Here is a 25,411-nt window from a genome sequence, read left to right on the forward strand (position 1 = left end):
AATGCCGAAGCAATTAGCCTTTTCTGATACGACCACGCTGCCGGAAACGCCGGGGGCGCCAAAACTTGTTCTGGTCGTTGATGACAGCCGGTTACAGCGCAAAATTCTCACCAGTTCCCTGTCCCGCTGGGGGTATGAGGTGATGGAAGCCGAAAGCGGTGAAGCCGCGATGGAAATCTGCGCGGCGCGACCACCCGAGCTGGTCGTGAGTGACTGGATGATGCCGGGGATGTCCGGTATCGAGTTTTGCAAGGCGTTCCGCGAGATCTCCGGGGAGAATTACGGCTACTTCATTCTGCTCACCTCCAAGAGCGAGAAGAACGAAGTTGCAGAGGGGCTTGATGCCGGTGCCGATGACTTCCTGACCAAACCTGTGGATGGCAACGAGCTGCGCGCCCGGATGATGGCCGGTGAACGAATCCTCGAAATGCAGCGCGAACTGACGCTGAAAAACCGCGTGATCACCGAAACGCTCGGGGAATTGCAACGGCTTTACGATTCTCTGGACAACGACCTTGTAGAAGCAAAACAGCTCCAGCAATCGCTTGTCCGTGAACGCCATAAATCATTCGACGCCGGTGATCTGTCGCTGCTGTTGCGCTCCAGTGGCCACGTCGGCGGCGATCTGATCGGCTTTTACCCGGCGGCTGACGGTCACCTGGGATTGTTTGCAATCGACGTGTCGGGACATGGCATCAGTTCTGCGCTGATGACCGCAAGGCTGGCAGGGTATCTCTCTGCAAGCGCGCTGGATCAGAACGTTGCATTGGAAAAGCTGCCGGATGGCACATACCGGTCCCGCCCGCCTGCGCGGGCCATCGAGACGCTGAACGAACTGGTGCTCGACGAGATGGAGACCGAGCACTATTTTACCCTGATGCTTGCCGATATTGACATGCAGACAGGCAAGGTCGTGATTGGCCAGGCAGGTCATCCGCATCCTGTTATTCAACGACGATGCGGCAAGCTTGAACAGGAGGGCACCGGCGGTTTCCCCGTGGGGCTGATGTCCGGCATCTCTTTTTCCCAATTCGAAATGCATCTCGACCCGGGTGATCGGCTGATCATTCTATCCGATGGCGTTACCGAATGCCCCGATGCAAAGGGCGAGATGCTGGAAGAGGCCGGTCTGGAAAGGCTGCTTGACGGCCTGCGCGACATCACCGGGCCTGCGTTTTTCGAATCCCTTGTCTGGTCTCTGACCGAGTTTGCAGGCGGCACGGAATTCCCCGATGATGTATCAGGTCTTCTCTTCGAATACCGGGGTGACGCTCACAACAGGTGACGTTTGAGAAACAGGCGATCGCCCTCGTTGCCCAGTTCTTGCGCGGCTCTTTGGGGTGACAGCCACATCGTTTCGTGATCCGCTTCGAGAGGCGGACCCAGCTGATAGATCGGGCGCGCCACGAATACATGGCAGATTTTCTCCGCCAGAATGTCGTATTCAGGCATGTAGACGAAACGCCGGAACGCGCCCAGTTTGCGCGGCGCAGCGATCCGCCAACCGGTTTCTTCCATGACCTCCCGGTGCAGGGCGCGAATCGTGCTTTCCCCGGGATCTATTCCGCCCCCGGGCAGCTGGATGTCGGGCCGCTCACCCATCTGAACGGTCAGCAACACGCCGCCGTTCAGCGGTAAAATCGCGTAGGCACCGGGCCGCAGGACGTAGCGCTGGTCTGCACGTGGCGCATGGCCGACCCGTATCATCATTCTGGCTTGCCCTCTTTTCATCGCACGCAAGACGTTTATATGGTGCCGGTATGCCAACCCCTTGGCGGTAAGGAAACCCCAATGACACTCGGACACCAGATCGCGTGGGACGATACGGTCCTGCCATTTCAACTTGATGCCAGCGACATCCGCGGCCGTGTTGCGCGGCTGGATGGTGCTTTGAACGGTATTCTCAACCAACATGATTATCCGCCGCAGGTCGAAGCGCTGGTGGCTGAGATGGCGTTGCTGACCGCTCTGATCGGTCAAACCATCAAGCTGCGCTGGAAACTGCAATTGCAGGTTCAGTCCAAGGGGCCTGTGCGCATGATTGCAACAGATTACTATGGCCCTGAAAAAGAGGGTGGAACGGCACGGATCAGAGCCTACGCAAGCTACGACGCCGACCGGCTGACGGAGTCCGCGCCCTTTGATCAGGTGGGCGAGGGATACTTTGCCATCATGATCGACCAGGGCAAGGGGATGACGCCCTATCAGGGGATCACACCGCTTGACGGCACATCGCTGGCAGCCTGCGCAGAGACTTACTTTGCGCAGTCCGAACAGCTGCCGACGCGGTTCTCCCTGAGTTTCGGCAGGTCTGTCGAACCCGGTGTTGCCGAACACTGGCGCGCGGGCGGCATGATGCTGCAACACATGCCCAAGGCGTCACCCTTCGTCGCCGAAGGCAAGGGAACTGGCGACACGCTGACCGCGTCAGACCTGGTGCAGGATGATGAGGCGGAAAACTGGAACCGCGCCAATATCCTGCTCGATACCGTCGAGGAGCTGGAACTGATAGGCCCGACGCTGCCGCCAAACGATCTGTTGCTGAGATTGTTCCACGAGGAGATTCCGCGGGTGTTCGATGCGCAAACCGTGCGCTTTGGCTGTACCTGCTCCGAGGACCGGGTGCGTCAGAGCCTGTCGATCTATTCCGCACGCGACATCGAAAAGATGACCACGGATGCAGGGCGCGTTACGGCAGATTGCCAGTTCTGCGGGGCGCATTATGACCTCGATCCGAAGACAGTGGGTTTCGAGGCGGAACAGGATGGCGATGACGCCTGATCTCGATCGCTTGCGGTCCGCGCTGGGGCGGCCCGGCCGTCCCTCGTCGGATTTCGATCTGAACCCTGAAACGGTTCTGCCTGCCGGGCGCAAACTACGCCCGGCTGGCGTTCTGGCACCCATCGTGCAAAAGCGCGATACCCTGCACCTGCTGCTGACAAAACGGTCCTCGGCATTAAAGCATCATCCCGGACAAATCGCCTTTCCGGGCGGCAAGCAGGATGAGGGCGACACCGACGTCACGGCCGCTGCGCTGCGCGAGGCGCATGAGGAAATAGGGCTGCCGCCGCAAAATGTTGACATCCTCGGATCGCTGCCGGCGCACGAGACTGTGACGGGTTTCACGGTGACACCGGTCATCGGGTTGGTAACAAGCTCCTTCGATATCGTCCCGGAGCCGGGCGAGGTTGACGAAGTCTTCTCCGTTCCGTTGAGTCATGTGCTGAACGAAGACAACTATCTGGTCCAGTCGCGCCGATGGCGTGGGCACATGCGTTCCTATTTTGCCGTTCCTTACGGGCCCTATTACATCTGGGGCGCAACTGCGCGTATGTTGCGGGCATGGACCGACCAGATTTCACAGTAGTTCCGACGGATACACATTGGCTGACCGATCCGGGTGCCCAGGCCGTGTGCCGCGCGGTGTCTGCCAGAGGCGCGCAGATCTATTTCGTCGGCGGCTGCGTGCGCGATGCGGTTCTGGGCATTCCCGGCGCGGATGTCGACATGGCCACCGATGCCCTTCCGCAAGATGTGACGGGTCTGGCCGAGGCTGCGGACCTGAAAGTGGTGCCCACCGGGATTGACCATGGGACGGTGACAATCGTCGCGCATGGCACCGGCTATGAGGTGACAACTTTCCGACGAGACATCAAAACCGATGGGCGTCATGCGGAGGTCGTCTTTTCCAAGGACATCAGCGAGGACGCGCGGCGACGGGATTTCACGCTGAACGCCCTCTATGCCACGCCCGGGGGTACAATCGTCGACCCGCTCGGGGGATTGCCGGACTGCCTTGCCCGGCGCATTCGGTTTATTGAAGACGCCGGTGCGCGCATCCGGGAGGACTATCTGAGGGCATTGAGGTTCTTTCGCTTTCACGCGTGGTACGCGGACCCCGAGGCAGGATTTGATGTGGAGGCGCTGGACGCCATTGCGCAGAATGCAGCAGGTGTCGAAAAGCTTTCGGCAGAACGGATCGGGGCGGAAGTAAGCAAATTGCTGGCGGCGCCGGACCCTGTTCAATGCATCGCAACTATGCAGCATACCGGGCTTCTGCAGCGGGTTCTGCCCGGCAGCGACATCACGTTGCTTGGCCCGGTTGTTCATAATCAGAAAGCTTTGGGCCTGCGCCCGGACTGGCGCGTGCGTCTGGCCGCGCTGGGCGGAGAAGGTGCGAAGGCGCGCCTGCGAATGAGCAGCAAGGACGCGAAGGTAATGGAGCTGCTTCAGAGTGTTTTGGGCAATATGATGCCGATCCCTGAGGTCGCGTATCGATACGGCGAAACCATCGCCGCCGGGGCGCTGGTGCTTGGGTCTGCGCTGGCCAGCCAACCTGTCGTAACAGACGACCTTGACCCCATAAAAAAGGCGGCAGTCGCGCGTTTTCCCATCAAGGCGCAGGACCTGATGCCAGCTCTTTCCGGCAAAGCGCTGGGCGACAGGCTGGGGTATCTGGAACGGCGCTGGATCGCGTCGCAGTTCCGTCTGACACGTGAAGAGTTGATGACATTGGAATGAGGCGGTCGACAAACCGCAGGTTCTTTTGTAAGACCATCGGTATGACAACGGAGGTTTACAAAATGTATCGCGGGATCTGGTTCAGCTGACGCTGAAAAAACCGATCTCTTGAGGGCGCTGCCACGCTGCGCCTGACCATTTTGTATTTTTGACCTAAGGCCCCCTGTCATGTTCCGCTACTTTGAACGTCTTGTTGACCCCTATACGCCCTATCCTGAAACGGACCACCCGCCGCAAAAGCTGTGGCCATTCCTGTGGGAATACTCACAGCCCTTCAAAAAGGTATTCTTCTGGGCGGGGGTGATGTCCATCGTCGTTGCGGCGATCGAGGTTGCCCTGATCTTCTATATGGGTCGGGTCGTGGACCTGCTGGAAGGCGATCCTGCTGTCTTCTGGGATACCTATGGCATGGAACTGCTTATGGCAGGTCTGTTCATCCTGCTGGTAAGGCCCTTGTTGCAGGCGGTTGACGTCGCACTTCTGAACAACGCGATTTTGCCGAATTTCGGTACATTGATCCGGTGGCGGGCGCATCGTCAGGTCCTGCGGCAATCGGTCGGCTGGTTTGAGAACGACTTCGCGGGGCGCGTTGCCAACCGCATCATGCAGACACCGCCCGCTGCCGGTGAAGTGATCTTTCAGGTATTTGACGCGATTTCCTTTTCGCTGGCCTATCTGCTTGGCGCGGCGATCCTGCTGTCATCGTCGGACCCAAGGCTGCTGATTCCGCTTGTCGGGTGGTTCGTGCTGTACGGGTTCCTGCTGCGCTGGACCGTGAAACGGGTGGGCCCGGCATCGCAGGCGGCATCGAACGCACGGTCGCTGGTGACCGGGCGGGTTGTCGATGCCTATACCAACATCCATTCCGTCAAGATGTTTGCGCATCACGATCAGGAGCTTGAATACGCCAAGGAAGCCATCGAAGAGACGCGCACGACGTTTCAGCGTGAGATGCGGATTTTCACCGTGATGGATGTCACGCTGGTGGCGCTGAACGGTTTGCTGATCATCGGCGTTGTGGGCTGGGCCATCCTGTTGTGGATGCAGGGCGCTGCCAGCGTGGGTGTGGTCGCTGCGGCCACCGCGCTGACACTGCGGCTGAACGCGATGACAGGCTGGATCATGTGGGCGTTGACCACGTTCTTCCGCGAACTGGGGGTTGTTGCCGAAGGCATGGAGACGATCGCGCAACCCATTGCTCTGGCGGACACCAAAACCGCGAGACCATTGCAGCTGACGGATGGCACCATTGAGGTCAGGAACCTGTCTCACCACTACGGGCGCCAGTCCGGCGGGTTGGACGGCATCGACCTGACCATCCGGCGGGGCGAAAAGATTGGCCTTGTCGGGCGGTCCGGGGCGGGTAAATCGACGCTCGTCAAGTTGCTCTTGCGATTTTACGATCCTGAAGCCGGGCAGATCCTCATTGACGGTCAGGACATCACGCATGTGACGCAAGACAGCCTGCGCCTGTCGATTGGCATGGTGCAGCAGGACAGTTCGCTGTTGCACCGGTCGGTGCGCGACAACATCCTGTACGGCCGCGTCGATGCAAGCGAGGAAGACGTGATCGCGGCGGCCAGACAGGCGCAGGCGCATGACTTCATTCTTGATCTCGAAGATCCGGAAGGACGCAGGGGCTACGCGGCACAGGTCGGCGAACGCGGCGTCAAACTGTCCGGCGGGCAACGTCAGCGGGTGACGCTTGCGCGGGTGATCCTCAAGGATGCGCCGATATTGCTGCTGGACGAAGCGACCAGCGCGCTGGACAGCGAAGTGGAAGCCGCCATTCAGGATACGCTCTACGGCATGATGGAGGGCAAGACGGTGATTGCCATTGCGCACCGTCTGTCCACCATTGCGCAGATGGACCGCATTCTGGTGCTGGATCAGGGCCGGATTGTCGAAGATGGCAGTCACGACGCGCTTTTGGCGCAGGGCGGACTATATGCAGAATTCTGGGCCCGGCAGTCGGGCGGATTTCTGGCCATTGAGGGAGCTGCGTGAAAGTAACGAACTGGATCAACGCCTTTCGTCCGGCAGAGGGGCCGCCACCGCAAACGCTTGGTGCGTTCATGCGGTGGTGCCTGTCCGGGTCGTGGCCAGCCCTGTGGCTTGCCGCCTTTTTGTCGGCCGCCGCCGGTGCGATGGAGGCTGGCACTGCGCTGATCCTCGGCATGGTGATCGATGCGACAGCCCTGGCGGGACCCGACCAGTTCTTTGACGGGAACAACACCTGGCTTGTGATCGGTGCCATCGCCTTTTTCATCATTGCACGCCCCTTGCTGTTTGGTTTGTCGGCTTCGGCCAATGCGATCATCGTGCAGCCCAACGTGAATCCCCTGGTCCTGTCCCGTCTGCACCGTTGGACGCTTGGCCAGACAGTCGGATTTTTCGACGATGATTTTGCGGGTCGGATTGCGCAGAAGCAGATGCAGGCGGCGCGGGCCGTTACCGACGTGGTATCCGAGGTGATCAATGTCGTGGCTTTCGCGCTGGCGTCACTTCTGGGGTCGGTTCTGCTCCTGCTCGCGATTGACTGGCGCGTCGCACTGGGGTTTGCGGCGTGGCTGGTCGTCTATTTCGCGATGATCAACTGGTTCCTGCCGCGGGTGCGCAAGCTCTCCGCCGGGCGAGCAGGCGCACGCGCGATGGTGTCCGGCCAGGTTGTTGACACGATCACCAATATCAAAACGGTCAAGCTTTTTGCGCATGCCGACCACGAGGATCGTGCTGCCCTTGGCGCGATGCAGACCTTTCGCGCCAGAGCGGTGGAATTCGGGTATCTCGCCGCCGGGTTCCGGTTCGCGCTGATGGCCCTTGCCGGCTGCCTGCCGGTTCTGCTGCTTGGCGGTACCATAGTCTTGTGGCAGTCCGGTCAGGCGACGGAGGGTGATATCGTCGCTGCAGGCGCCGTTGCGATCCGTATTGCGCAAATGACGGGCTGGGTCAGCTTCACGCTGATGGCGATCTATTCGAACGTGGGCGAGATCGAAGACGGGATTCGCACACTGACACCGCGCAATCGCGTTGAAAACGATCCCGGCGCGCCTGATCTGTCAGTGCCAAAGGGCCAGATCGCCCTGCGCGACGTCGGGTTTGCCTACGGGCGGGACAAAGGCGGCGTGCGCAACATCAGCCTGACGATCAATGCCGGCGAAAAGCTTGGCATCGTGGGTGCCTCGGGCGTTGGTAAATCGACGCTCGTGGCGCTGTTGCTGCGTCTTTACGATTCCGAGGAAGGCCGGATCGAAATCGACGGGCAGGACATTACCAAGGTCACGCAGGAAAGCCTGCGCAGCCACATCGGCATGGTCACGCAGGAAACCGCGATGTTCAACCGATCGGCACGTGACAATATTCTCTATGGGCGACCGGATGCGTCGGAAGAAGAGATCATCGCGGCGGCGCAAAAAGCCGAGGCGCATGAGTTCATTCTGGAACTGGTCGATCACAAGGGACGCGCCGGGTACGATGCGCATCTCGGCGAGCGCGGCGTGAAGCTGTCAGGCGGGCAACGTCAGCGTATTGCCCTGGCGCGGGCAATTCTCAAGGATGCGCCGATTCTCGTGTTGGATGAGGCGACGAGCGCGCTCGACAGCGAAGTGGAAGCCGCCATCCAGACCGCTTTGGTACGCGTTATGCGGGGCAAGACTGTGCTCGCCATCGCGCACCGCTTGTCGACCCTTACGGAAATGGACCGGATCATCGTCATGGACGAAGGTCAGATCGTCGAAAACGGCAGCCACGAGACGTTGCTGGCGCAGGGCGGCCTATACGCGCAGTACTGGCAGCGCCAATCCGGTGGGTTCATCCGGACACAGGCTGCGGAATAAGGGTTTTTTGTCGTCGCATCCTGCCCTATGGCAAGTGTCATGACCGAAATCACGATCACACGGCTTGGCCTGCATGGCGATGGCCTCGCGGATGGGCCGATCTACGCGCCACTCACCTTGCCCGGAGAGCGCGTGGAGGGGACGCTGGAAGGCAGCATCCTGAAAGATGTCAAAATCCTGCGTCCGTCAGACAGACGCGTTGCGCCGCCCTGCCGTCATTTCAAATCCTGCGGCGGGTGCCAGCTGCAGCACGCGGATGACGCCCTTGTTGCGGACTGGAAGGTAGACGTCGTGCGCCGCGCTCTGGACGCTCACGGATTGGAGACCGCGTTCAAACCGATCCAGACGTCTCCGCGCCGGTCGCGCAGACGGGCAGGCTTTTCGGCACGCCGTACGAAAAAAGGAGCGATGGCCGGATTTCACGGGCGCGGCTCGGACACCATTGTCGCCATTCCGGAGTGCCAGCTGCTTGACCCGGCGGTGATGCAAGGCATTGCGGTGGCAGAGCAGCTTGCCCTTGTCGGCGCCAGCCGCAAGACGGCGCTGTCAGTGATGGTCACGGCATCGAAGACCGGCCTGGATGTGGCGGTTGCACATGGCAAACCGCTGGATGGCCCCTTGCGCCAACAACTGGCTGCGGTGTGCGATCAGTTGGGCCTTGCACGATTGTCATGGGAGGACGAGGTGGTGGCGATGCGCGCACCGCCGGTGCACCGATTGGATGACGCACAGATCACGCCGCCACCGGGGGCCTTTTTGCAGGCTACGGCGCATGGCGAGGCTGCGCTGAGCGCCTCGGTGATGGACATCACGCAAGACGCCTGGCGGGTGATCGACCTATTTGCGGGCTGCGGCACGTTTTCCTTGCCGCTTGCGCGCCGGGCCGAGGTGCATGCCGTGGAAGGATCGCAGGACATGACCGCGGCGCTGGATCAGGGATGGCGCAACACGCAGGGCCTTAAACAGGTCAGAACGGAAACCCGCGATCTGTTTCGCCGCCCGCTGATGCCGGACGAAATGGCCAAGGCGGAGGCGGTCGTGCTTGATCCGCCACGGGCAGGTGCCGAGGCTCAGGTCGCCGAGCTTGCCAAAATGAAGATGCCGCGCATCGCATATGTGTCCTGCAATCCAGTCACATTTGCACGTGACGCGCAGATGTTGGTGCAGGCAGGGTACGTACTCGATTGGGTGCAGGTGGTGGATCAATTTCGCTGGTCCGCGCATGTAGAACTTGTTGCCAGCTTCACGGCCTCCCATATCCGCTGAAGTCTTTTAAGGAGATGCGCATGTCGCTGAGGAGTAAACTGGATGCCTGGCTGGACCAGGCTTGGGTCATCAACCTGGTGATGGCCGTGATCATCCTGAACGCAGTGCTTCTCGGAATGGAGACATCTCCCGAACTGATGGCGCGTGCCGGGCCGGTTATCATTGCGCTGGACACGGCCTGCCTGGCCATTTTTGTTGTTGAAATCGCGCTGAAAATCTTTGCGCGGGGCGGCCGGTTTTTTCGAAACGGCTGGAGCCTTTTTGACCTGTTCATCGTCGCAGTGGCGCTGGTGCCGGGGTCGCAAACCATATCGGTGCTGCGGGCACTCAGAATCCTGCGGGTGCTTCGGGTCATTTCCGTTGCGCCCAGGCTGCGCCGGGTGGTGGAGGGTTTCATCATCGCCCTGCCGGGAATGGGCAGTGTTTTCCTGTTGATGGCCATCATTTTCTATATCGGCGCGGTCATGGCGACCAAGCTCTTTGCCGCGAGTTTCCCCGAATGGTTCGGATCCCTGCCGCAGAGCGCCTATACCCTGTTCCAGATCATGACGCTGGAAAGCTGGTCGATGGGAATTGTCCGGCCGGTCATGGATATCTACCCCTACGCATGGGCGTTTTTCGTGCCCTTCATCATGATCACGACCTTCGCGGTGGTGAACCTTCTGGTCGGTCTGATCGTGAACTCGATGCAGGATGCGCATCAGGAAGAGATGGGTGCGGTGACCGATGCCTACCGGGACGAGGTGCTGCATCGGCTGATTGCAATTGAGAAACGCTTGGACGAAAAATCCCGGTCCTGACAGATTTGTGAGGTTGTTTAACCAAATAACCATGGTACTTGTGCCAAAAGAGCAGAATGTCGAAAAGACAAACGGGACAGCAGAAAATGCGTCGCAGGAATTTGATTTTAGGCACCGCAGCCGCCGTTGCATTGGGTGGCTGCGCAAGTAATCCGAAGCTTCGTCGGTATGACGGGCCGGAAGTGACCTTCGTGGTGGTCAACAAGGCCGCGCGGCGCATGCATCTGCTGCACCACGACAGGGTGTTGACGAGCTATGATATCAACCTCGGATTTGCCCCCGTGGGCCACAAGCAGTTCGAGGGTGACGGGCGCACACCCGAGGGGCTCTACCGGATCGACCGGCGCAATCCGAACTCCAGTTTTCACCTGTCATTGGGTATCTCCTATCCCAACGTGAACGATGTCGCGGCGGCGAAGTCCATGGGCAAGAGCGCGGGCGGCGATATCTTTATCCACGGTCAGAAAAACCCGTTCCGCAAGGACGACAAGGATTGGACATGGGGCTGTATCTCGGTGACCAATGACGAGATCGAAGATATCTACGCCATGGTCCGGGACGGCACGCTGATCACATTGAACGCCTAGGCGTCAGACAGCCCCGGCACCGGTTTGATTGCTTCCGGTCACCAGCGTCCACCAGATTTTTCCGTTGGTTTCCTGATGCCAGGCAAACCCCATCTGCGTGGCATCGGGCGACAGGATGACACGACGCGTGTCGGGCTGCTCCATCCATGCGGCCAGTGTCTCAATCTCCGTTTCATAGGTTTCGGAGATATTTTCGCCAACCAGTGTGCCCGCGTAGCCGACGCGCTGAATACGGTCGATCGGCGAGGATCCGTCCGAGCCAAAATGCCACGGGCGGTTCTGGATCGACATATCGCGCGAATGGGTGGCGGCGGCGGCGTTCAGCCGGGCGTCAAACTCAAGCGGTGCCTGCCCGGATGCGCTGCGCAGTGCATTGACCGAATCAAGCATGCGGAACTGGATCTTGTTGGTGTCGGACTTCTTGATGCGGTACAATCCGGGTGCCCCGGACCCATCATTGATGGCTGGACCGGGTCCACAGGCGGCAAGCGTTAACCCCAAAGCAATAAAAATCGATAACAGCCGGACCATTTTGCCCTCCTTAAACGTTATGTAATCGCATATATGGCTATGCGTTGTAATTCAAACGCACATCGGCGCGACACTGCCAGATGACAAGTGTTTGATTTGCGACTGAGGCATTCGCGCAATAAAATGTGCAAGAAAGTGATCTGTTTGTGTTTATGGAGGCATCCAGTGTCTGACAAACCTTTTAACGTCCCAAGCCGTCGCGCCTTTCTGGCGGGCAGTGCGGCACTGCTCGCGACCCCTGCCATCGCGCAGGATACATCATCCGTGAATTCTGCGGCGACCACGCAGGGTGAAAGGGACCTGACAGAGGTGGTGCGTCGCAACATTTCGAGTTTCCGGACGCTGGACTGGCAGCCGTATTTCTCCAACCTGAAGAATGGCGCGATCCTTGTCGATATCGACAGCCGGGCGCTGCATTATTGGGCGGAAGATGAGAGCTTCTACAAGCTCTATCCGTCAAGTGTGCCCCTCACCGAAGAGCTGACACGGCGCGGCCGCACATCCGTGATCCGGAAGGTGGAAGGTCCAAGCTGGCGTCCGACCCCCTCCATGCTGAAACGCAATCCAGAGTGGCCGGAATACATCGGCCCCGGTCCCGATAACCCGCTGGGAACGCATGCTCTTTACCTGAGCTGGACGTATTATCGAATCCACGGAACGCATGATACACGCAAAATCGGCCGGCAATCCTCCAACGGCTGCATCGGTCTTTACAACGAGCATATTTCCGAACTCTTCGCATTGGCGAAAGTTGGCACACAAGTGTTGCTTATTTGACGACATCAGCTTTGATTTGCGGAACGATCCGGGAATCCAGTTTGCAAAGGCCGATTTATGGTGCTTTACAAACAACTACGAGGAAAGTCTTGGGTGCGTTCCACCGTAATTAGTGGTGCGCCATTTCTGGAGGTTATGATATGAAGAAACTCGTTCTCGCCGCTGCTCTGACAGCTGCCGCATCGACAGCATACGCAGGTTCGCTTGCTGAGCCCGTCGTTGAAGCACCTGTTGTTGTTGAAGAAGCAGAAGGCTCGTCCGCAGGCGCGCTGCTGCCGATCCTTCTGTTGATCGTGGCTGCTGCAGCTCTTTCCTAATAAGAGACGCACTGCAAATCAAAAAGGCGGCGCTCAGCGCCGCCTTTTTACGTTTCTGTCCACAGATCCGGCTTCTTAACCGATCCAGCCTTTCAGATTGTCATCGATCACATTCGCCAGCGCATCAATATGCGCGTCGTCATCGTTCAGGCACGGGATATAGGTAAAGCTCTCGCCCCCCGCTTCCTCAAAGCTTTCCTTGATCTCTTCGTTGATCTCTTCCAGCGTCTCGATGCAGTCCGCTGAGAAGGCGGGTGCGCAGACGGCAATGTTCTTTTTCCCGTTCTCCGCCAGGCGCGCGACCTCTTCGACGGTGTAGGGTTGCAGCCATTCTTCAGGCCCGAACTTAGACTGGAATGTCGTGGTGATCTCCGTGTCCTCCCATCCCAGGCGTTCTTTGAGTAAACGGGTCGTTTTCTGGCACTGGCAATGGTAGGGGTCGCCCTCCATCAGGTATCGAATGGGCACACCGTGGTAGGAGCAGACCAGAATATCGGGTTTTGTCGCCAACCCCGCGTAAGCACGCTCGATCGACTGCGCCAGGGCTTCGATGTAGTCTGACCGGCCGAAATAGGGCTCTACCGTACGTGTCACCGGTTGCCATTTCTCAAAGGTGAGCGAGCGAAAGAATTCGTCGTTAGCGGTGGCGGACGTGGCCCCGGCGTAATGGGGGTAGAGTGGAAAAAACAATATCTTACGGCACCCCGCCGCGGTCATTTCGGCGACCTTGGAGCGGGTCGACGGGTTGCCGTAGCGCATGCAGAAATCCACCATGACAGTGTCGCCGTGACGCTTTTGCATTTCCGTTTTGATTTTTGCCGTTTGCGCCTTGGTGATCGTCATCAAGGGGCTTTCGCCGGCGTCCTCATTCCAGATCGATTTGTAGGCTGCACCGCTTGAAAACGGCCGCTTGCTGAGGATGATGAGTTGCAGCAGCGGTTGCCAAATCCACGGGCTGTAGTCGATGACACGACGATCCGACAGAAACTCGTTCAGATATCGGCGCATGGACCAGTAGTCGTAGTTGTCCGGTGTCCCAAGGTTTGCCAGCAGAATGCCGATCTTGGGTTCTGCGACTTCAGGATGGTCATCCTTGGCATGTTCCGGTCGAACGGTCACGGGCGCGGAGGCGCTGCTGTCCAGCATTTCAATCGGTCCTTGTAGTGCGGTTAAAGCCTCAGATAGACAGTTTTGCGCGGGCGTCAATCAGGCAAGGGTGTTTCGGTCACCGACAACGCGTTAGCCAGCCGTTGCGTCGCGGACCCCGGCCGCAGCGGTTTGGGCTGCTTGTCGTCAGGTGCCCAACCGGTCAGAAAAACCAATTCGAAGGTGGCGGCAATACGGCCATCGGCGGCCGGATATTGCATTGAATAGAGCCTGTTGGCCTCGTCGAAAACCGCGCGCTTCGTGGGTTTACGGTGGCGTGTCGCCAGCGCGTTTCTTTCCCCCATTGCCTGAAGATCATGCATCAGATGCCAGATATCCCGGTAGGCAACGTTCAACGTGAGACTATCCGCCACAGGCAGCGCAAGGCCGGCGCGTTGCAGCAAAGCGCCGAGATCCCTGATTTCGCCCATGGGCGCCACCCGGGGGGACAGACCACCTGTGGTGGCGATTTCCGCCTCGCCCAGACAGGCGCGCAGCTCTTCCAGGGTTTGCCCGCCAAGGCTTGCGGTGATCAGCAGGCCGTCGGGTTGCAACGCGCGGCGGCACTGGATCAACTGGCCAACCGGGTCGTTGGCCCAATGCAGCCCAAGGGAATGGATCACCAGATCATGCGCACCCTCCCGCAGCGTCAGGGTGTCGTCATCCGGCACAAGCGTGGCCTTGGGAAACCGGGTTTCCCACACCTGCGAAAAAGGGGTCACCACGGCGGGTGACGTAAACGCCCTGTTAACCAAGGAGAGGCGATCCTGCACTTCGTCCGCTGCAGTTTCCTGCAGGAAGTGAGTCGTCGCGCGTGCGCGGTGTCTGTGCAGAGCGACAACATCAGTCAGGGCATTCGGTGCATTCATGAAGGGGACATAGCGTGGCGGAAGTGAGTTTTCAAACGGCTGTCTCGATGATCTACCCACCCCGCTGCCTGGGGTGTGGCGGCAAAGTGATGAGCGATTTTGGCCTGTGCGGCACCTGCTGGCGGGACACGCTCTTTATCGGGGGATCGATCTGCGATGCATGCGGTATGCCGCTGCCCGGCGATGACCTGTCAGACACACTAAAATGTGATGACTGCATGACCACGCCGCGACCCTGGACCAAGGGGCGGTCCGCATTGATCTACAAAGACAACGGCAAACGGTTGGTTTTGGCGCTGAAACACGGTGATCGTCAGGAAATCGCAGCACCGGCCGCACAGTGGATGGCGCAGGCAATGGCCGATCTGCCCACGGAAAACATGATCATCGCGCCGGTGCCGCTGCATTGGATGCGCATGGTCAAAAGGCGCTACAATCAATCCGCGTTATTGGCGCAAGCTCTTGCAAAGACGACAGGATTACCGGTTTGTCCGGACCTGCTGCAACGTCAGAAGCGGACGCTCCCTATGGAGGGTATGACAAAAGAGGTGCGGTTTTCGTCGGTCAAGGGGGCCATTACCGCACATCCGCGGCGACGCCATCGGTTGGTGGGGCGCCCGGTGTTGCTGGTGGATGACGTGCTGACCTCCGGCGCAACTCTCTCAGCGGCGACCGACGCATGCATTGCAGCCGGATCAGGGCCGGTTTATGTCGTGACCCTAGCACGCGTCGTCAAGGATACCTAAGTTCCGATCCAAGCACGACGCCAAAAGGATCAAAGACATGAAGCCCGTTGAAATCTACACTTCGCCACTCTGCGGATTTTGCCATGCCGCAAAACGATTGCTGAAGGAGAAAGGTGTAAGCTTTTCCGAAGTGGACGTTCTGTCCAACCCCAGCCGCAAGCCAGAAATGATACAGCGTGCGAATGGCGGGCGGACCGTTCCGCAGATCTTCGTGGGGGAGACACACGTAGGCGGCTGTGACGAGCTTTATGCGCTTGAGCGGTCCGGCAAGCTGGATGCGCTGCTGGCGGCCTGATGAAGACCGCTCTGCTGCAGCTCAACGTGTCCGACGACCCGGCGGCCAATCTGGAAATCACGCTGGATTACATGCGTGATGCCGCTGCGCAGGGGGCAACTTTTATCCTGACACCGGAAGTGATCAACTGTGTCTCAACCAGCCGGAAACATCAGGACGCGGTGCTGCAGCACGAGGTAGATGATATCACGCTTGCCGCGTTGCGCGCGCAGGCGCAGGCATCGGGTGTCTGGCTGCTGATCGGGTCGCTTGGCCTTAAGACAAACGATGCGGACGGGCGGTTTGCCAACCGGTCCTTTGTCGTCAATCCGGATGGCGACATCGTTGCGCGATATGACAAGATCCACATGTTCGACGTTGCGGTATCGCCCGAGGAGACGTGGCGCGAGTCCGAAGGGTATCGCCCCGGTGAGCAAGCTGTCATCGCCCAGACCCCTTTTGCGCCGATCGGGCTGACGATCTGCTATGATCTGCGGTTTCCGAAACTGCATGCAGCCCTTGCCAAGTCGGGGGCGCAGATACTGACCGTGCCGGCGGCGTTTTCCCCAGTGACCGGTGCGGCGCACTGGCACACGCTCCTGCGCGCCCGCGCGATAGAGACAGGGTGTTTCGTTCTCGCCCCCGCCCAGACGGGGGAACACGCCAGTACGGCTCACAAAACGCGCCGGACCTATGGACATTCGCTGGTCGTTTCCCCCTGGGGAGAGGTCCAAATGGACGCAGGTGACGCGCCGGGCGTTTACATAACAGACCTCGATATGGGAGAAGTGGCCAAGGCTCGGGGCCGTGTCCCCAGTCTTGAGAATGCGCGACCTTTTGATGGACCCTGATGAACGACGACCGAAATGCCCTGGCAATTGCTCTGTTCAGTGAGGTGCTCGCGGCGGACCAGATGGTGCGCGCGCGCCTGAGCCGCGTATTGCCTAAAGGTATGGAAATATCGCATTTTTCCGTGCTGAACCATCTGGCGCGCACGATGGATGAACGCACCCCGGCGCAACTGGCAGAGACATTTCACGTCACCCGCGGCGCAATGACCAACACGCTGAGCAAGCTGGAATGGGCGGGCTATGTGCACATCCGGCCGGATTGGGACGACGCGCGGCGCAAGATGGTTGCCATCAGCCCTGCCGGGCGTCAGGCGCGGGATCACGCGGTAGGCTCGATCACGCCGCTGATCAATCAGGTGGTGGAAAAGCTTGGCGACACGCAGGTGCGCGAGGCGCTCCCGATCCTGCGGGAGATGCGCCGCCAACTCGGCGAAGAGACCTAGGCCGGTTTCACACTGGCGGTGACGTAATTTACGCTCAGGTCTCTGTCGGACAAACGCCATGACCACGTCAGCGGGTTGAACACAAATCCCTTCCGATCCACCGGGTCAAGGCCCGCGTCCTGCAGCAGGGAGAAGAGTTCATCCGGGGTGATGAACTTTGACCATTCATGGGTCCCCTTGGGCAGCCAACGCATCACGTGTTCCGCGCCAATAATCGCCATCATGTATGATTTCGGGTTGCGGTTCAGGGTCGAGCAGATGTGCAGGCCGCCCGGTTTCAGAAGCTTGCGGCAGGCAATGAGGTAGTCGATGGGGGATGCCACATGCTCCACGACTTCCATGTTCAGCACGGCATCGAATTGCTCACCCGCCTCCGCCAAAGCCTCGGCGGTGGTGTGACGATAGTCGATGTTCAGACCGGATTGTTCGGCGTGAATTCGTGCCACCGGGATGTTCCGTTCGGCCGCATCTGCCCCCACGACATCCGCTCCCAAGCGCGCCATGGGTTCCGCCAGCAGGCCGCCACCGCACCCAATGTCGAGAATGCGCAGCCCCTTGAAGGCTGCGGGCGCCGTCAGGTCGCGATCAAACTCACCCGCGATCTGGCTGGTGATGTAGTCCAGCCGGCAGGGGTTCAGCATGTGCAGCGGCTTGAATTTACCATTCTCATCCCACCAATCGGCCGCCATCGCTTCGAATTTCGCGATTTCCGAGGGGTCCACCGTGGTTTGAGGCGCTTGCATTCTGATCTCCATGTGCTCAAGTGCGTTTTCGTATTATATAGGCCTGTAATGGACAAATTCTCGGACCAAAAGCGCGCAGTGCAATATCTGTACCCGCCGATCGATCCTTTCGATCAGCGCATGCTCGACGTGGGCCAGGGACATAAGGTCTATGTGGAGCAATGTGGTAATCCGCAGGGCATTCCGGTCATCGTGCTGCACGGTGGGCCGGGTGGTGGATGCAGCCCCGCGATGCGGCGATACTTTGACCCGGAAATCTACCGGGTGATTCTTTTTGATCAGCGCGGCTGTGGCCGGTCACGGCCTCATGCCAGCGTGACGCATAATACGACGTGGCATCTGGTGGATGATATCGAGCGTATTCGCCGGGAAATGCGTATAGAGCACTGGATTGTCTTTGGCGGCAGTTGGGGCGCGACGCTGGCCCTTATCTACGCGCAGGCGCACCCGGATCACGTGCGCCATATCGTCCTGCGTGGTGTGTTCCTGATGACCAAGCGGGAACTGGACTGGTTCTATGGCGGCGGCGCTGGGAAATTCTGGCCTGAAGTATGGGAGCGGTTCACGACCCTTGTGCCGAAGGACGAACAGGATAACCTGATTGAAGCCTATCGGCGGCGGCTGTTCTGTGGCGATATGACGATCGAGACACGCTACGCCAAGGCATGGTCTTCGTGGGAAAATGCGCTGGCGTCCATTCACTCCTCGGGCGCAACAGGCGAAAGCCCGGGAGATTACGCCCGCGCCTTCGCACGATTGGAGAATCACTATTTCTCCAACGCCGGATTTCTTGAATTTGACGGCCAGATCCTCGCGCACGTCGGGCGGATCGCGCATATTCCCGGCGTGATCGTGCAGGGCCGTTACGATATGATCTGCCCGCCGGACAGCGCCTATGCCCTGTCGGAGGCCTGGGAAAACTGTGATCTGAAAATGGTGCGCAACGCCGGGCACGCATTGTCAGAACCCGGAATCAGCGCGGAACTGGTCCGGACAATGGACAGGATCGGCGGACGATGAGCCGGACGCGCGCGCATATGGATCGCCGGGCGCTTTTTGCCTCGGGTGCGGCGGCGGCGCTTCTGGCGGCGACGGGCGTGTCGGCGCAATCGGCGCCCGTGCGCGGGGGCCGTCTGCGCATAGCCCTGTCAGGCGCTGCCCGGACGGATGGCTTTGACGCCCGTGTGCCGCAGGGGTTGTTCATGCAGGTGGCCATGGTCGGTGCCGTTTTCGAGACGCTGACCGAAGTGGCTGCCGATGGTACTCTGCGCGGGGAACTGGCGACCCGGTGGCACGGAAGCGCGGATGCACAAGACTGGGTTTTTGACCTCCGCGGGAATGTCCGTTTCCACAACGGCGCATCATTTTCAGCCGCAGATGTCGTGGAATCGTTTGAGCTACACCGCGCAGGCGCGCTGGCAGATATTGAGACAATCGCAGCGACATCCGACAACCAGGTTCGGATTTCACTGTCCCACCCGGATGCCGATTTTCCGTACCGTCTGACCGCCCCGGAACTGGTGGTGTATCCGGCGCGCGACATGGCGCTGGCCATGCGTGCGGGTATCGGCACCGGCCTTTACCGCGTGCATCGGTTCCAGCCGGGCCGGCAATTCGTGGGTCACCGCGTCGAGACCCACTACAAGGACGGTCAGGCGGGCTGGTTCGACAGCGTGGAACTGGTGTCGCTGCCAGCCGACGCTGTGCGGGCAGAGGCGCTGCGCGAGCACTATGTGGATGCCGCTGACCTGACGCATGCGGTGGATCTGGGGGATCTTACCGAAATGGTGCTGCTGCCGGAGGAGAACTTCATGACCTCCGCTGTATCTACCAGCATGGCCTTGCCGGGACAGATTGGCGCGCGCTGGCCGCTGGACAATCTGCGGGCAGCTGAAAGGTGGTGGATCGCCTGACGCGATCGGGGGTTGCAGACTCCTCGTCTGATGCGTATATCCACGATAACAGCGGCGCGTTCGGGTCCAAACCAAACGCACCACCGAAACACGATACGGGCCGCGCGCCCGTTTTTTTGTGCCTGAAAGAAGTATGACCAACGACCTGATAGCCAAAGCTGCCATCGATCGCCGCATGGCCGAGATCATCACACCGGTGATCGAGGATATGGGGTTCGAACTGGTGCGCGTGCGCCTGATGTCGGGCAAATCCACGATCCTGCAGATCATGGCGGATAAGCCCGAGGGGGGCATCGAGGTTGATGATTGTGCAGAGATCAGCCAGGCCGTGAGCGCGATTCTGGACGTCGAAGACCCGATTCTCGATGAATACACGCTGGAAGTCTCCAGCCCCGGGATCGACCGTCCGCTGACACGTCTGAAGGATTTCGAGATGTTCGAAGGCTATGAGGCCAAGATCGAAACCGGCGAGATGATCGATGGGCGCCGCCGGTTCAAGGGGGAATTGGCCGGTGTCGAAGATGACGAGGTTCTGATCAACGTGACCGAGGGCACGATTGGGCTGAAGTTTGACTGGCTCAGCGATGCAAAGCTTGTGCTGACCGACGATCTGATCAAGGAAATGCTGCGACAGCGCAAGGCTGCGGGCGCAATTGACGAAACGAAGTTTGACGAAATTTCCGACGAGGTAGCGTCGGGAGAGTCCGCTGAGGGAGACGAATAAATGGCAATCACATCAGCAAACCAGCTTGAGCTGTTGCAAACCGCCGAGGCGGTCGCACGTGAAAAGATGATCGACCCAAATCTTGTGGTCGAGGCGATGGAAGAATCGCTCGCCCGCGCGGCGAAGTCCCGTTACGGCGCCGAGATGGATATTCGTGTCTCCATCGACCGCAAGACGGGTCGGGCCACATTCACCCGGGTGCGCACCGTGGTCGAGGATGAGGAGCTGGAAAACTATCAGGCCGAGTTCACGGTGGAGCAGGCCAAGCAGTATCTGGATGATCCCAAGGTCGGCGACACTTTTGTCGAAGAAGTCCCGCCCGTGGAAATGGGCCGGATCGCCGCGCAATCCGCCAAGCAGGTCATCCTGCAAAAAGTGCGCGAAGCGGAACGTGATCGTCAGTTCGAGGAATTCAAAGACCGCGCAGGGACGATCATCAATGGTCTCGTCAAGCGTGAGGAATATGGCAACGTCATCGTCGATGTGGGTGCCGGCGAGGCGATCCTGCGTCGGAACGAGAAAATCGGCCGCGAGAGCTACCGCCCGAATGATCGTATTCGTGTCTATATCAAGGACGTGCGCCGTGAGCAGCGCGGTCCGCAGATTTTCCTCAGCCGCACCGCGCCGGAATTCATGGCCGAGCTGTTCAAAATGGAAGTGCCGGAAATCTACGACGGCATCATCGAGATCAAGGCGGTTGCCCGCGATCCGGGTAGCCGTGCGAAGATCGCGGTGATTTCCTATGACAACTCGATCGACCCCGTGGGTGCCTGTGTTGGTATGCGCGGCAGCCGGGTGCAGGCCGTCGTGAACGAGCTGCAGGGTGAGAAGATCGACATTATCCCGTGGAACGAAGACCAGCCCACCTTCCTTGTGAACGCATTGCAACCGGCCGAAGTATCCAAAGTGGTTCTGGACGAGGAAGCTGGCAAGATCGAAGTCGTGGTCCCGGAAGAGCAACTGAGCCTTGCGATTGGCCGCCGCGGTCAGAACGTGCGCCTCGCGTCCCAACTGACCGGGCTCGATATCGACATCATGACCGAAGAGCAGGAAAGCGCGCGCCGTCAGGCCGAGTTCGAGCTGCGCACCAAGCTCTTTGTCGACAATCTCGACCTTGATGAGTTCTTTGCCCAGCTTCTGGTGTCTGAAGGATTCTCCAACCTCGAAGAGGTGGCCTATGTCGAGCTGGACGAACTGCTGGTCATCGACGGTGTCGACGAAGACACCGCCAACGAGCTTCAAGCCCGTGCCCGGGATGTCCTGGAAGCGCAGAACAAGGCGGCCCTGGAAAGCGCGCGGGCGCTGGGTGTTGAGGACAGCCTGGTTGAATTTGAGGGGCTGACACCCCAGATGATTGAGGCACTGGCCAAAGATGATGTGAAAACGCTTGAAGACTTCGCAACCTGTGCGGATTGGGAACTGGCGGGCGGCTGGACGACGGTGGATGGCGAACGCGTGAAAGACGATGGTGTTCTGGAACCCTTCGATGTGTCCTTGGAAGAAGCGCAGCAATTGATCATGACCGCACGCGTCATGTTGGGCTGGGTTGATCCGGCGGATCTGGAGGCTGAGGCCGAAGAAGAGCTGGACGCAGAAGAAGCGGAGGAGACCGAGGTCTGATCTCAGGCCTCGGGGTCTCATGATGGGTCGCGGTGGCGCTCCCAAAGACCGCACCGACGGTCCTGAACGCAAATGTCTTGCCACGGGCGAGGTGCAGCCGAAATTCGGGCTGATCCGCTTTGTCGCTGGCCCGGATGGGCAGATTTTTCCGGATATTCGGGGGAAACTGCCGGGACGCGGCATGTATGTGGCCGCGGATCGTGCCGCGCTGGAAAAGGCCATCAAAAAGGGTCTGTTTTCGCGTGGTGCCAAACAGCCCGTGACGGTGCCGGATGATCTGATTGCGGAGATCGAGCGTCAACTGGTGCGGCGTGTGGTGGAGCTGATCTCGCTCCAGCGCAAGGCGGGAAAGGCCGTTGCCGGGTACGAAAAAGTGAAAAGCTGGCTTCAAATGGAGGAAGCCGAAGTGCTGATTCAGGCGGTTGATGGATCGGGACGTGGGAAATCGAAATTAAGCACGCCGCATTTCGGCCATTACATTGGCTGCCTGACAGCGGACGAATTGGGTTTGGCATTCGGTCGTCAAACTGTGATACATGGGGCGCTCGCCTCTGGTGGACTCACTCAACGTGTTGTAGAGGAAGCCCAACGACTTAAAGGCGTGCGCGAAAACGAGGGTGGCAAGGGCCACTCGAAAGGATAGACGAGCTTCATGAGCGATACTGACGGCAAAAAAACATTGGGTCTGCGTGGCGGTGCTGCGCGTCCGGGCAACGTAAAGCAAAGCTTTAGCCACGGACGGACCAAAAACGTCGTGGTGGAGACCAAACGCAAGCGCGTTGTGGTGCCGAAACCGGGTGCAGGCAAAGCCAGCGCCGGAGGCAGTGCGGCAACCGGTGATCCGTCGAAACGGCCAGCCGGCATTTCCGACGCGGAAATGGAGCGTCGGCTGAAGGCTGTTCAAGCGGCAAAAGCCCGTGAGGCGGAAGAGGCCGCGTCACGTCAGGCCGAGGAGAAGGCGCGCGCCGAAGATCGTGAGCGCCGCCGGGCTGAACAGGAAGAAAAAGAACGCGTTGAACGGGAGCGCGAGGAGAGCCTTAAGGCGAAGGCCGAGGAAGATGCGCGCCGCAAACAGGAAGCGGAAGATGCCGCCAAAGCTGCGGCTGCGCCGGTCGAAGAGCCTGTGGTCGCACGTCCGACCAGCACGAAGGCGCCGGAAGCCGCGCCCCGCAAGCAGCAGGACCGCGACCGGGACAACAACAAACGCGGGGGCAAGGGCGGTGAGGATAATCGTCGCTCCGGCAAGCTGACGCTGAACCAGGCGCTTTCTGGCGGCGAGGGCGGGCGTCAACGCTCCATGGCGGCAATGAAGCGCAAGCAGGAGCGCGCGCGTCAGAAAGCCATGGGCGGCAGTGTCGAACGTGAAAAGGTTGTGCGCGAAGTGCAATTGCCGGAAGCGATTGTCGTTTCTGAACTGGCGAACCGGATGGCCGAGCGGGTTGGCGAAGTCGTCAAGGCGTTGATGAACAACGGTATGATGCTCACGCAGAACGAAACGATTGATGCGGATACCGCCGAACTGATCATCGAGGAATTTGGTCACAAGGTTGTCCGCGTGTCTGATTCCGATGTGGAAGACGTGATCAAAGAGGTTGAAGACGACGACAAGGACCTCAAGCCGCGGCCGCCGGTCATCACGATCATGGGCCATGTTGACCACGGTAAAACGTCGCTTCTAGACGCGATCCGCAACGCCAAGGTTGTTGCCGGTGAAGCGGGCGGCATCACGCAGCACATCGGCGCCTACCAGGTGAAAACCGACGGCGGACAGGTGCTCAGCTTCCTCGATACGCCCGGTCACGCTGCGTTTACGTCGATGCGGTCGCGCGGTGCGCAGGTCACCGATATCGTCGTGCTGGTTGTGGCCGCCGATGACGCGGTGATGCCGCAGACCATCGAGGCGATCAATCATGCGAAGGCCGCCGAGGTGCCGATGATCGTGGCGATCAACAAGATCGACCGCCCGGCGGCTGATCCCGACAAGGTGCGGACGGATCTGCTGCAGCATGAGGTCATCGTCGAGAAGATGTCGGGCGAGGTACAGGATGTCGAAGTGTCGGCCATCACCGGCCAGGGCCTTGATGAACTGCTGGAAGCCATTGCGCTGCAGGCGGAGATCCTGGAGCTGAAAGCCAACCCCGACCGCGCCGCACAAGGTGCCGTGATCGAAGCGCAGCTTGATGTGGGCCGCGGGCCGGTCGCGACTGTTCTGGTGCAGAACGGCACCTTGCGTCAGGGTGATATCTTCGTCGTGGGTGAGCAGTATGGTAAAGTCCGGGCGCTGATCGACGATCAGGGTAACCGCGTCAAGGAAGCGGGGCCGTCTGTTCCGGTCGAGGTTCTGGGCCTGAATGGCACACCCGAAGCGGGTGACGTTCTGAACGTCACTGAAACCGAAGCGCAGGCACGCGAAATCGCGGCTTACCGTGAACAGGCCGCCAAGGACAAACGCGCCGCTGCCGGTGCCGCGACGACACTTGAACAGCTGATGGCCAATGCCAAGGCGGACGAGAATGTCAGCGAACTGCCAATTCTGGTCAAGGCCGATGTGCAGGGATCTGCCGAAGCGATCGTTCAGGCGATGGAGAAAATCGGTAACGACGAGGTGCGCGTGCGCGTGCTGCATTCAGGCGTGGGCGCGATCACGGAAACGGATGTCGGCCTCGCCGAAGCGAGCCAGGCGCCGATCATGGGCTTCAACGTCCGTGCAAACGCCTCGGCACGCAACACGGCAAACCAGAAAGGTGTCGAAATCCGGTATTATTCGGTGATCTATGACCTTGTGGACGATGTGAAAGCGGCCGCCTCTGGCCTGCTCAGCGCAGAAATCCGCGAGAATTTCATCGGGTATGCAACGATCAAGGAAGTCTTCAAGGTCACCGGTGTTGGCAAGGTCGCTGGCTGTCTGGTCACCGAAGGCGTGGCCCGTCGATCCGCCGGGGTCCGCCTGCTTCGCGATAACGTGGTGATTCACGAAGGAACGCTAAAAACGCTGAAGCGCTTCAAGGATGAAGTCGCCGAAGTGCAGTCAGGTCAGGAATGCGGTATGGCGTTCGAGAACTACGATGACATTCGTGCAGACGACGTGATCGAGATTTTCGAGCGTGAAGAGATCACCCGCACGCTCAGCTAAGTTGAAAGACACATACAAGAACGAAAAAGGGACAGCACCGTGCTGTCCCTTTTGCTTTACTGGTGGTGCGTTCAGGCCGCTTTGGTGACCGGCAGGCCTGCGTAGCTTGTATCGTCGACTTTCACCACAATCCGGCCGTCTGGTAACGCCCGAACATAGGTTCCCTGAATTGATACGGCACTTCCCAGTGTGATTGTCCGTAACATGCCCTTTTCCTCCCCAGGATAATGACAAGATAATCGTGCAATGAAGTTTGACCGATTGTAATAAAAATATAGTTAATTGCCCGGAATAGGCGAAAAATCGCAAACGGA

Annotated in this window: 27 protein-coding genes; 21 read left to right on the top strand and 6 right to left on the bottom strand. The window is 59.5% G+C overall.

Features of this window, described 5'->3' with window-relative positions:
• Position 1: 1 nt before the first annotated feature.
• Entirely contained in the window at positions 2-1,285 is a 1,284-nt protein-coding gene (locus KX928_RS02945) for a PP2C family protein-serine/threonine phosphatase (RefSeq protein WP_219498701.1), read from the top strand.
• Here KX928_RS02945 and KX928_RS02950 read toward each other — a convergent pair.
• Positions 1,273-1,710 carry an NUDIX hydrolase gene (locus KX928_RS02950; RefSeq protein WP_219498704.1) on the bottom strand — a complete coding sequence of 146 codons (438 nt, stop codon included), beginning with the start codon at positions 1,708-1,710 and terminating at the stop codon, positions 1,273-1,275. The two genes, KX928_RS02945 and KX928_RS02950, sit on opposite strands and share 13 nt — an antisense overlap.
• An 81-nt stretch (positions 1,711-1,791) precedes the next feature.
• On the opposite strand from KX928_RS02950, the gene hslO reads away from it, so the two are divergent.
• The 8 genes from hslO to KX928_RS02990 all read left to right on the top strand — a co-directional run bounded on the left by hslO (position 1,792) and on the right by KX928_RS02990 (position 11,010).
• A complete protein-coding gene (hslO, locus tag KX928_RS02955; protein WP_219498708.1) occupies positions 1,792-2,781 on the top strand; it encodes an Hsp33 family molecular chaperone HslO in 990 nt (329 codons plus the stop codon).
• The gene (locus tag KX928_RS02960; RefSeq protein WP_219498711.1) at positions 2,771-3,367 is read left to right on the top strand and encodes a CoA pyrophosphatase; all 597 of its coding nucleotides are present in this window, start codon (positions 2,771-2,773) and stop codon (positions 3,365-3,367) included. Before hslO ends, KX928_RS02960 begins: the two co-directional genes overlap by 11 nt.
• Positions 3,343-4,521, top strand: coding sequence for a CCA tRNA nucleotidyltransferase (locus KX928_RS02965; RefSeq protein ID WP_219498715.1), 1,179 nt, complete (start codon positions 3,343-3,345; stop codon positions 4,519-4,521). Before KX928_RS02960 ends, KX928_RS02965 begins: the two co-directional genes overlap by 25 nt.
• 168 nt (positions 4,522-4,689) lie before the next feature.
• On the top strand, positions 4,690-6,528 hold the full coding sequence (locus tag KX928_RS02970) for an ABC transporter ATP-binding protein (protein WP_219498718.1): 1,839 nt from the start codon (positions 4,690-4,692) through the stop codon (positions 6,526-6,528).
• Positions 6,525-8,357 carry an ABC transporter ATP-binding protein gene (locus KX928_RS02975; protein ID WP_219498720.1) on the top strand — a complete coding sequence of 611 codons (1,833 nt, stop codon included), beginning with the start codon at positions 6,525-6,527 and terminating at the stop codon, positions 8,355-8,357. The genes KX928_RS02970 and KX928_RS02975 overlap by 4 nt, the downstream gene beginning before the upstream one ends.
• A 39-nt stretch (positions 8,358-8,396) precedes the next feature.
• On the top strand, positions 8,397-9,623 hold the full coding sequence (locus KX928_RS02980) for a class I SAM-dependent RNA methyltransferase (protein WP_219498721.1): 1,227 nt from the start codon (positions 8,397-8,399) through the stop codon (positions 9,621-9,623).
• Positions 9,624-9,643: 20 nt separating this feature from the next.
• Positions 9,644-10,423, top strand: coding sequence for an ion transporter (locus KX928_RS02985; protein ID WP_219498723.1), 780 nt, complete (start codon positions 9,644-9,646; stop codon positions 10,421-10,423).
• Between the two features lie 86 nt (positions 10,424-10,509).
• Positions 10,510-11,010, top strand: coding sequence for a L,D-transpeptidase family protein (locus KX928_RS02990; RefSeq protein WP_219498725.1), 501 nt, complete (start codon positions 10,510-10,512; stop codon positions 11,008-11,010).
• A 3-nt stretch (positions 11,011-11,013) separates the two neighbouring features.
• On the opposite strand, the gene dalA is transcribed toward KX928_RS02990, so the two are convergent.
• Positions 11,014-11,541, bottom strand: a complete 528-nt coding sequence (gene dalA / locus KX928_RS02995) for a divisome-associated lipoprotein DalA (RefSeq protein WP_219498728.1) — start codon at positions 11,539-11,541, stop codon at positions 11,014-11,016.
• 165 nt (positions 11,542-11,706) lie between these two features.
• Between dalA and KX928_RS03000 the strand changes: the two genes are divergently transcribed.
• Both KX928_RS03000 and KX928_RS03005 read left to right on the top strand, forming a co-directional pair.
• A complete protein-coding gene (locus tag KX928_RS03000; RefSeq protein ID WP_219498729.1) occupies positions 11,707-12,318 on the top strand; it encodes a L,D-transpeptidase in 612 nt (203 codons plus the stop codon).
• Positions 12,319-12,458: 140 nt separating this feature from the next.
• Positions 12,459-12,635 (top strand): hypothetical protein, encoded by a 177-nt coding sequence (locus KX928_RS03005; protein ID WP_219498731.1) that lies wholly within the window; start codon positions 12,459-12,461, stop codon positions 12,633-12,635.
• A 75-nt stretch (positions 12,636-12,710) separates the two neighbouring features.
• Here the strand turns inward: KX928_RS03005 and hemH are convergent, their stop codons facing one another.
• Positions 12,711-13,781 (bottom strand): ferrochelatase, encoded by a 1,071-nt coding sequence (gene hemH, locus KX928_RS03010; RefSeq protein ID WP_219498733.1) that lies wholly within the window; start codon positions 13,779-13,781, stop codon positions 12,711-12,713.
• Between the two features lie 56 nt (positions 13,782-13,837).
• On the bottom strand, positions 13,838-14,650 hold the full coding sequence (locus KX928_RS03015) for a methyltransferase domain-containing protein (RefSeq protein ID WP_219498737.1): 813 nt from the start codon (positions 14,648-14,650) through the stop codon (positions 13,838-13,840).
• Positions 14,651-14,697: 47 nt separating this feature from the next.
• On the opposite strand from KX928_RS03015, the gene KX928_RS03020 reads away from it, so the two are divergent.
• The 4 genes from KX928_RS03020 to KX928_RS03035 are packed head-to-tail and all read left to right on the top strand — an operon-like array spanning position 14,698 to position 16,964.
• On the top strand, positions 14,698-15,396 hold the full coding sequence (locus KX928_RS03020; protein WP_219498740.1) for a ComF family protein: 699 nt from the start codon (positions 14,698-14,700) through the stop codon (positions 15,394-15,396).
• A 37-nt stretch (positions 15,397-15,433) separates the two neighbouring features.
• On the top strand, positions 15,434-15,691 hold the full coding sequence (gene grxC, locus KX928_RS03025; protein ID WP_219498743.1) for a glutaredoxin 3: 258 nt from the start codon (positions 15,434-15,436) through the stop codon (positions 15,689-15,691).
• Positions 15,691-16,521 (top strand): carbon-nitrogen hydrolase family protein, encoded by an 831-nt coding sequence (locus KX928_RS03030; protein ID WP_219498747.1) that lies wholly within the window; start codon positions 15,691-15,693, stop codon positions 16,519-16,521. Before grxC ends, KX928_RS03030 begins: the two co-directional genes overlap by 1 nt.
• Positions 16,521-16,964: a MarR family winged helix-turn-helix transcriptional regulator gene (locus KX928_RS03035; protein WP_219498750.1), complete on the top strand. Its 444-nt coding sequence runs from the start codon at positions 16,521-16,523 to the stop codon at positions 16,962-16,964. The genes KX928_RS03030 and KX928_RS03035 overlap by 1 nt, the downstream gene beginning before the upstream one ends.
• On the opposite strand, the gene ubiG is transcribed toward KX928_RS03035, so the two are convergent.
• On the bottom strand, positions 16,961-17,707 hold the full coding sequence (gene ubiG / locus KX928_RS03040; protein WP_219498753.1) for a bifunctional 2-polyprenyl-6-hydroxyphenol methylase/3-demethylubiquinol 3-O-methyltransferase UbiG: 747 nt from the start codon (positions 17,705-17,707) through the stop codon (positions 16,961-16,963). The genes KX928_RS03035 and ubiG overlap by 4 nt on opposite strands.
• Before the next feature lie 48 nt (positions 17,708-17,755).
• Between ubiG and pip the strand changes: the two genes are divergently transcribed.
• The 6 genes from pip (at position 17,756) to infB (ending at position 25,097) form a co-directional block, all read left to right on the top strand.
• Positions 17,756-18,727, top strand: coding sequence for a prolyl aminopeptidase (pip, locus tag KX928_RS03045; RefSeq protein WP_219498756.1), 972 nt, complete (start codon positions 17,756-17,758; stop codon positions 18,725-18,727).
• Complete coding sequence (locus KX928_RS03050) at positions 18,724-19,620, top strand: ABC transporter substrate-binding protein (protein ID WP_219498759.1); 897 nt, start codon at positions 18,724-18,726, stop codon at positions 19,618-19,620. Before pip ends, KX928_RS03050 begins: the two co-directional genes overlap by 4 nt.
• A 133-nt stretch (positions 19,621-19,753) precedes the next feature.
• Positions 19,754-20,344 carry a ribosome maturation factor RimP gene (gene rimP, locus KX928_RS03055; RefSeq protein ID WP_219498764.1) on the top strand — a complete coding sequence of 197 codons (591 nt, stop codon included), beginning with the start codon at positions 19,754-19,756 and terminating at the stop codon, positions 20,342-20,344.
• On the top strand, positions 20,345-21,964 hold the full coding sequence (gene nusA / locus KX928_RS03060; protein ID WP_219498767.1) for a transcription termination factor NusA: 1,620 nt from the start codon (positions 20,345-20,347) through the stop codon (positions 21,962-21,964).
• 22 nt (positions 21,965-21,986) lie between these two features.
• Positions 21,987-22,607 (top strand): RNA-binding protein, encoded by a 621-nt coding sequence (locus KX928_RS03065; protein ID WP_219500073.1) that lies wholly within the window; start codon positions 21,987-21,989, stop codon positions 22,605-22,607.
• Between the two features lie 9 nt (positions 22,608-22,616).
• Positions 22,617-25,097, top strand: coding sequence for a translation initiation factor IF-2 (gene infB / locus KX928_RS03070; RefSeq protein WP_219498770.1), 2,481 nt, complete (start codon positions 22,617-22,619; stop codon positions 25,095-25,097).
• A gap of 71 nt (positions 25,098-25,168) precedes the next feature.
• Here infB and KX928_RS23930 read toward each other — a convergent pair whose 3' ends face one another.
• A complete protein-coding gene (locus tag KX928_RS23930; RefSeq protein ID WP_257883492.1) occupies positions 25,169-25,303 on the bottom strand; it encodes a hypothetical protein in 135 nt (44 codons plus the stop codon).
• Between the last annotated feature and the right edge of the window lie 108 nt (positions 25,304-25,411).

This window comes from Roseobacter insulae (assembly GCF_019375555.1).
Classification (GTDB): domain Bacteria; phylum Pseudomonadota; class Alphaproteobacteria; order Rhodobacterales; family Rhodobacteraceae; genus Roseobacter; species Roseobacter insulae.

Excerpts from the sequence above, each read along its gene's own strand:
- KX928_RS02980 (WP_219498721.1), top strand. The coding sequence starts at position 8,397 with ATGACCGAAATCACGATCACACGGCTTGGCCTGCATGGCGATGGCCTC.
- dalA (WP_219498728.1), bottom strand. The coding sequence starts at position 11,541 with ATGGTCCGGCTGTTATCGATTTTTATTGCTTTGGGGTTAACGCTTGCC.
- KX928_RS02970 (WP_219498718.1), top strand. The coding sequence starts at position 4,690 with ATGTTCCGCTACTTTGAACGTCTTGTTGACCCCTATACGCCCTATCCT.
- KX928_RS03005 (WP_219498731.1), top strand. The coding sequence starts at position 12,459 with ATGAAGAAACTCGTTCTCGCCGCTGCTCTGACAGCTGCCGCATCGACA.
- hemH (WP_219498733.1), bottom strand. The coding sequence starts at position 13,781 with ATGCTGGACAGCAGCGCCTCCGCGCCCGTGACCGTTCGACCGGAACAT.
- KX928_RS03065 (WP_219500073.1), top strand. The coding sequence starts at position 21,987 with ATGGGTCGCGGTGGCGCTCCCAAAGACCGCACCGACGGTCCTGAACGC.
- nusA (WP_219498767.1), top strand. The coding sequence starts at position 20,345 with ATGGCAATCACATCAGCAAACCAGCTTGAGCTGTTGCAAACCGCCGAG.
- KX928_RS02960 (WP_219498711.1), top strand. The coding sequence starts at position 2,771 with ATGACGCCTGATCTCGATCGCTTGCGGTCCGCGCTGGGGCGGCCCGGC.
- KX928_RS02945 (WP_219498701.1), top strand. The coding sequence starts at position 2 with ATGCCGAAGCAATTAGCCTTTTCTGATACGACCACGCTGCCGGAAACG.
- KX928_RS02965 (WP_219498715.1), top strand. The coding sequence starts at position 3,343 with ATGGACCGACCAGATTTCACAGTAGTTCCGACGGATACACATTGGCTG.
- hslO (WP_219498708.1), top strand. The coding sequence starts at position 1,792 with ATGACACTCGGACACCAGATCGCGTGGGACGATACGGTCCTGCCATTT.
- KX928_RS02985 (WP_219498723.1), top strand. The coding sequence starts at position 9,644 with ATGTCGCTGAGGAGTAAACTGGATGCCTGGCTGGACCAGGCTTGGGTC.
- KX928_RS23930 (WP_257883492.1), bottom strand. The coding sequence starts at position 25,303 with ATGTTACGGACAATCACACTGGGAAGTGCCGTATCAATTCAGGGAACC.
- KX928_RS03030 (WP_219498747.1), top strand. The coding sequence starts at position 15,691 with ATGAAGACCGCTCTGCTGCAGCTCAACGTGTCCGACGACCCGGCGGCC.
- KX928_RS03020 (WP_219498740.1), top strand. The coding sequence starts at position 14,698 with ATGATCTACCCACCCCGCTGCCTGGGGTGTGGCGGCAAAGTGATGAGC.
- KX928_RS02990 (WP_219498725.1), top strand. The coding sequence starts at position 10,510 with ATGCGTCGCAGGAATTTGATTTTAGGCACCGCAGCCGCCGTTGCATTG.
- grxC (WP_219498743.1), top strand. The coding sequence starts at position 15,434 with ATGAAGCCCGTTGAAATCTACACTTCGCCACTCTGCGGATTTTGCCAT.
- KX928_RS03015 (WP_219498737.1), bottom strand. The coding sequence starts at position 14,650 with ATGAATGCACCGAATGCCCTGACTGATGTTGTCGCTCTGCACAGACAC.
- pip (WP_219498756.1), top strand. The coding sequence starts at position 17,756 with ATGGACAAATTCTCGGACCAAAAGCGCGCAGTGCAATATCTGTACCCG.
- rimP (WP_219498764.1), top strand. The coding sequence starts at position 19,754 with ATGACCAACGACCTGATAGCCAAAGCTGCCATCGATCGCCGCATGGCC.
- ubiG (WP_219498753.1), bottom strand. The coding sequence starts at position 17,707 with ATGCAAGCGCCTCAAACCACGGTGGACCCCTCGGAAATCGCGAAATTC.
- KX928_RS02950 (WP_219498704.1), bottom strand. The coding sequence starts at position 1,710 with ATGATGATACGGGTCGGCCATGCGCCACGTGCAGACCAGCGCTACGTC.
- infB (WP_219498770.1), top strand. The coding sequence starts at position 22,617 with ATGAGCGATACTGACGGCAAAAAAACATTGGGTCTGCGTGGCGGTGCT.
- KX928_RS03050 (WP_219498759.1), top strand. The coding sequence starts at position 18,724 with ATGAGCCGGACGCGCGCGCATATGGATCGCCGGGCGCTTTTTGCCTCG.
- KX928_RS03035 (WP_219498750.1), top strand. The coding sequence starts at position 16,521 with ATGAACGACGACCGAAATGCCCTGGCAATTGCTCTGTTCAGTGAGGTG.